Annotated in this window: 3 protein-coding genes and 2 pseudogenes; 2 read left to right on the top strand and 3 right to left on the bottom strand. The window is 66.9% G+C overall.

Annotation, left to right across the window (positions count from 1 at the left end; all coding sequences use genetic code 11):
- Window positions 1-126 precede the first annotated feature (126 nt).
- On the bottom strand, window positions 127-300 hold the full coding sequence (locus AUC71_RS19520; protein ID WP_158007794.1) for a hypothetical protein: 174 nt from the start codon (window positions 298-300) through the stop codon (window positions 127-129).
- 188 nt (window positions 301-488) lie between these two features.
- Here AUC71_RS19520 and AUC71_RS22720 point away from each other — a divergent pair.
- A pseudogene (locus AUC71_RS22720) lies at window positions 489-770 on the top strand (GFA family protein); the annotation flags it as partial.
- Here AUC71_RS22720 and AUC71_RS20310 read toward each other — a convergent pair.
- The gene (locus AUC71_RS20310) at window positions 662-1,441 is read right to left on the bottom strand and encodes a DUF3828 domain-containing protein (protein WP_069624226.1); all 780 of its coding nucleotides are present in this window, start codon (window positions 1,439-1,441) and stop codon (window positions 662-664) included. The pseudogene AUC71_RS22720 and the gene AUC71_RS20310 overlap by 109 nt on opposite strands.
- Window positions 1,393-3,008 (bottom strand): annotated as a pseudogene (locus tag AUC71_RS10510) (amino acid permease). The gene AUC71_RS20310 and the pseudogene AUC71_RS10510 overlap by 49 nt, the downstream one beginning before the upstream one ends.
- A gap of 203 nt (window positions 3,009-3,211) precedes the next feature.
- Between AUC71_RS10510 and AUC71_RS10505 the strand changes: the two are divergent.
- Window positions 3,212-4,789: a hypothetical protein gene (locus AUC71_RS10505; protein WP_069624225.1), complete on the top strand. Its 1,578-nt coding sequence runs from the start codon at window positions 3,212-3,214 to the stop codon at window positions 4,787-4,789.
- Window positions 4,790-4,819 lie beyond the last annotated feature (30 nt).

Below are 4,819 nucleotides of genomic sequence, written 5' to 3'. Positions count from 1 at the left end.
GTGCGCGCCGGCACGCTCGATGACCCGAGCTCGCAGACCGCAGAAGATTTTATGGCGTCGGAGGCGCCGGATTGGGCGCCGTTCGACCCGGCCGTGGCGCGAGAGGAGCGGCAATAGCGGGATCCTTTAGGCGCCGGACTTGGTGTCCGTCTCGCCGCCGTCGGGCGTGGAGGCGTCGTCGCTGACGCCGAGACCCGGCTCGTCGTCGGACCGCGCCAGCGTGGCCGTGGGCAGGAAGCTCAAGCCGTAGACCAGGCCGATCAGCACGGCCCCGGTCAACAAAGACAATACCGAATACATGACACATCCCCTCCGTTAAGCCTGTTGTGCCAGGGGAACTGGGCGAGGCCGGGACGCAATCCCGCTTTTTCTCGGCACGGTACGTTAGCGCCCGCCACGGCGCCGCCGCAAGCCTTGCGGTTTTATGAAGCTTGTGCGCAGGCCGCGGGTCTTGCACCTTGCCGCGACGCCATAACAGGAGGGAATCCATGACCACGACCGGCGGCTGTTTGTGCGGTGCGGTACGTTACGAGATCGACGCGGCACCGGTCGCGGTTCGGACCTGCTGGTGTACCGACTGCCAGAAATTCGCCGCCGGCAACGCCACGGTCAATGTCGTCTTCCCGGCCGACGCCGTGCGCCTGGAAGGCAAGCTCACCGACTATGCGAGCACGGCGGACAGCGGCAATAGAATGCATCGCGGTTTCTGCCCCATCTGCGGAACGCCGGTGACCACGGGCTCCGAAGCGCGGCCGCATCTCCTGGGCATCCGCGGCGGCACGCTCGACGACCCGGCGCTGGCCCGGCCTGAGATCACCATCTGGACGCGAAGCGCGCCAAGCTGGGCGGTCATCGACCCGGACATCCCGCACGAGGAAACGCAACCCGCGCTGCCGGGCCCGCCGAAACCGTAGGCGCCCGCTACTCCTGCTGCGTGTCCGGAAGGCGTCGGCGCGCCGATGAGGATCTTCGAGAGGGTCCAGCGCGGGGGCAGCGTCTCGGCGATGTCGTCGATGCGCCACGCGCCGTCCTCGCGCACGAGGCTGAAGAGGAGGCTGCGCGGCTTGCCGAAATTGGCGAAGTCCGCGCGCACCCGCGCCTCGCCGCCGGAACGGTAGACCTCCTTCAGCGTGAGGCCGCCGATCTCCCAGTCCTGGCCGTCGACGATAGGATCGAAGTCGAGCCGGCCGACCTCGCCGTCGGGCGTTTCGGCGGCGTCCTTGTCGAGCAGCGCCCGCAGGCGCTTGGAGTAGATCGCCGATCCTTCCGGCTGGACGGGATCGGCGTCCTTGTCGTCCGTGTAGGGCTCGTAGACTTTAGAGACGAAGACCACCGCCTCGCTCGGCGGCTCCGGCTTCGCTTGCCCCTCTTCTTCGTCTTGCCCGCACGCGGTCACGGCACCGAGCGCGAGGAGCAGAGCGAGGCCGGCAGCAAGGCGCATGGCGGCTTAGGACCCCGCGCCGTCGCGATGCGCATGGCGAATTCTTCTTCCGGCGACAGCACCAGGGTCTTGCGGCTATGCACCGCGAAATAGGCGATGGCGATCGCGTACCACAGCGCCACGCCGACCACGCCGGTGCGGTAGACCGGATCGGCGAGCTGGAAGCCGATGGTGACGAGCGCGATGAGCACGGTGAGCACAGCACCGGGAACGCCGAACGGGCTTCTAAAGGGCCGCTCGATCTTGGGGAACTTGCGGCGGAGTTCGATGAAGGTCAGCCCTTGCAGCAGATAGGAGAACATGGCGCCGAACACCGCCATGTTCAGGAGCACGCCGCCGATAAAGGCGCCCGCGTCCTTGCCGCCCATGGTGAACCACACCGCGAGCATCACCGCGAGCCCGACGAGCGCGAGCGTAATGAGCGCCGTGTTCGGCGTCTTGTGCTTGGAGTGGGTGACCGACAAAAAGTGCGGGAAATAGCCTGCGCGGGACAACGAGTAGATCTGCCGTCCGCCGGCGAAGATGATGGCGTGGAAGCTCGCCACCAGCCCGGCCACCGCGGCCAACGCCAGCGCGCCCGCCGCATGCAGATCGAAGATGGCGCGGAAGCCGTCCAGGATCGGCTCGGGCGAGGTGCCGAGCGCGAACGCGCCGGTCACGGTCTCTGTGCCGCCCAGAGAGTCGGTCACGACGCGCTCGATCGGGATCGACGGGTTGATGAAGAGCACGAGAAAGCCGAGGCCGATCAGCGTGAACATCCCCAGCATGATGCCCTTGGGCATGTCGCGCTTGGGGTCCACGGACTCTTCCGCCGCCAAGGGAAGCTGCTCGATGGCGAGGAACAGCCATACGGCAAACGGCATGGCCGCGAGCACGCCGTAGATGCCGAAGGGCAGGAACGGCCCGCCTCCGTCAGGGAGTTGCACGGCCTCGCCCGCCTCGTTGACGCCGATGTTCAGCGCATAGCGGGTGAAGTCGATCTGGGGCAGGGCGCTCACGAAGAACGTGACCAGCACGGCGATCGCCATCAGCGTCACCATGGCCGTCACCATGAAGGACAGCTCAACGCCGCGCGCGTTGGCGGTGACGAAGATGATGTAGCCCGCGACCCAGTAGAGCGGCTGCAGCTCGGGCGGCGTGCCGAAGATCGCGGTGAGATAGGCGCCGATGAAATAGACGATCACCGCGGGCGTCAGCACGTATTCCACGTTTTCGGCCATGCCGGTGATGAAGCCGCCCCAGGGCCCGAACGCCGTGCGCGCGAAGGAATAGGCGCCGCCGGTATGCGGCAAGGCCGGGCTCATTTCGGCAATGGAGTAGGTGAGCCCGAGATACATCACGGTGATGATCACGGCGCCCAGGAACATGCCGCCCCAGCCGCCGACCGCGATGCCGAGGTTCCAGCCGGAGAAATCGCCGGAGATCACCGCAGCCACGCCCAGAGCCCAGAGATAGAAGACGCCCGCGTGGCGCCGGAGCTCGCGGTCCTCGAAATAGCCAGCCCCGCGGCGGTGTAGGAAACCCCCGCCTCGCTTCTCGTATTGGTGCCGGCTTCGCCGTCGGCCATATCCCTGCTCCCTCAGATTCGGCCCGGGACTATAGCAGGGGTGCGCCGCAAGGGGCAGGGCGGGTTGGAGGACAGGGCGCCTGCCGCGTCGGCCCACGTTTCTGCGGTCCTATTGGGGCGCCGGACGCGCCATTTGAGGTTTTTTCGCGCGGGGTTTCGCGGTAGATTCGCGTTGCGGCCGAGGGAGCCGGAACGGGGGTTCCATGCTGCCTGAACGCCAGTCCAAGGCGGCGATCGCCACCCTGCCGATCGCTTTTGCCCTGGTCACTCTCCTGTTTCCGCAGGCGAGGGCCGAGGACGCCGCCCCTATTTGCGATGAGTTCGGGCTCGCGCTCCTGTCGTCGCCGGTCTCCCCGCACAAGGGGACGCCGCTCCGGGTCATCTTCGCCGCCGAGACGCCGCTTGCCGGCGAGCTTCAGCTGATTGCGCCCTCCGGCAAGGTCGCGAGCCAATCGGCCGACCGGCAGGGCGGGCCGCCTTATTTCTGGTTCGCCGAGATCGCCGCGCCGCAGGCCGGCACCTGGCAGGTCACGCTCACACGGAACGATGCGGCGCCTGACTGCCGCACCGTCACGCGCGAGATCGTGGTCGAGCACCAACGGGCACGCGCACCGGGCGGCAGCAAGAATGTCTGGCCCATCAGCCGCCAATGGGATCGCGGGACGGAGAACCTGTATTCGGCGTGGATCGAGAAACTGTTCGACGCGCCGCTCGACGAGGATTTGTCGTGGAAGGCGATGGGCGAGGTTCTGCACGACCAATCGCGCAACGTCCTGTTCGATCATCTCGGTCTGCACGAGGACCAGAAGGACGCCACCATCCGGCCCGATTGCGCCGACGTCCCCTATTTCTTGCGCGCCTATTTCGCCTTCAAGATGGGGCTGCCTTTCGGCTATTCGAAATGCACGCGCGGCGACGGCGGCGCGGCGCCGAAATGCCAACAATGGTGGAACATCGTCAAAGAGGAGCCGGCGGAGACGACGGTCGTCGAGACCCGCGGCCGCCGCACCATCAGGACCGGCGGCCTGTTCGGGGCCGTGTCCGTGCAGGCGCCGGTGGTGCGGCGTACGGTCGTGTCCAGGCGGCCGAACGGGCTCGTGCCGGGCTTCCATCATTATCTGCAGAAGACGCTTGCGGACGGCGTGCATTCCGGCAACGGGCGAACGGCGGTCGGCGATGACGACACCGATTTCTATCCCGTGCCGCTGAAGCAGGACGCGTTGCGCCCCGGCACGATCTATGCCGATCCTTACGGCCACATTCTCGTCTTGGTGAAGCGCGTACCGCAGACCGCGGACGGCGCCGGCGTGTTCCTCGCGGTCGATGGACAGCCCGACGCGACGGTCGCGCGCAAGCGGTTTTGGCGCGGCAACTTTCTGTTCGCGCAGGATCCCGCGCTCGGCGGTCCCGGCTTCAAGCGCTTCCGCCCCATCGTGCGGGAGAACAACGGTGCGCTGCGGCGGCTGACCAATGCGGAGATCGCCGAGGATCCCGACTATGGCGATTTCTCGCTCCAGCAGTCGACGATCGGCGTCGAGGAATTCTACGACCGCATGGACGACGTGATGTCGCCGGCGCCGCTCGATCCGGTGCAGGCGATGAAGGAGGTCATCACCTCGCTGGAGGAGCAGGTGAACGCGCGCGCAACTCCGTCGAGAATGGACGCAAATTCCTCGCCGACGGTCCGCCGACCGTGGACATGCCGAACGGCGCGTCGATCTTCGAGACGACCGGCGCCTGGGAGAACTTCGCCACGCCCTCTCGCGATCTGCGTTTGCTGATCGCGGTCGACGTGGTGCGCAATTTCCCCG

It is taken from the genome of Methyloceanibacter marginalis (assembly GCF_001723295.1).
In the GTDB taxonomy this organism is placed as follows: Bacteria; Pseudomonadota; Alphaproteobacteria; order Rhizobiales; family Methyloligellaceae; genus Methyloceanibacter; species Methyloceanibacter marginalis.
Note: the sequence above shows the minus strand (reverse complement) of the source record. Positions and strands in the feature narration are given on the sequence as shown.

Coding starts and splice junctions, on each gene's coding strand:
- AUC71_RS19520 (WP_158007794.1), bottom strand. CDS start 300: ATGTATTCGGTATTGTCTTTGTTGACCGGGGCCGTGCTGATCGGCCTG.
- AUC71_RS20310 (WP_069624226.1), bottom strand. CDS start 1,441: ATGCGCCTTGCTGCCGGCCTCGCTCTGCTCCTCGCGCTCGGTGCCGTG.
- AUC71_RS10505 (WP_069624225.1), top strand. CDS start 3,212: ATGCTGCCTGAACGCCAGTCCAAGGCGGCGATCGCCACCCTGCCGATC.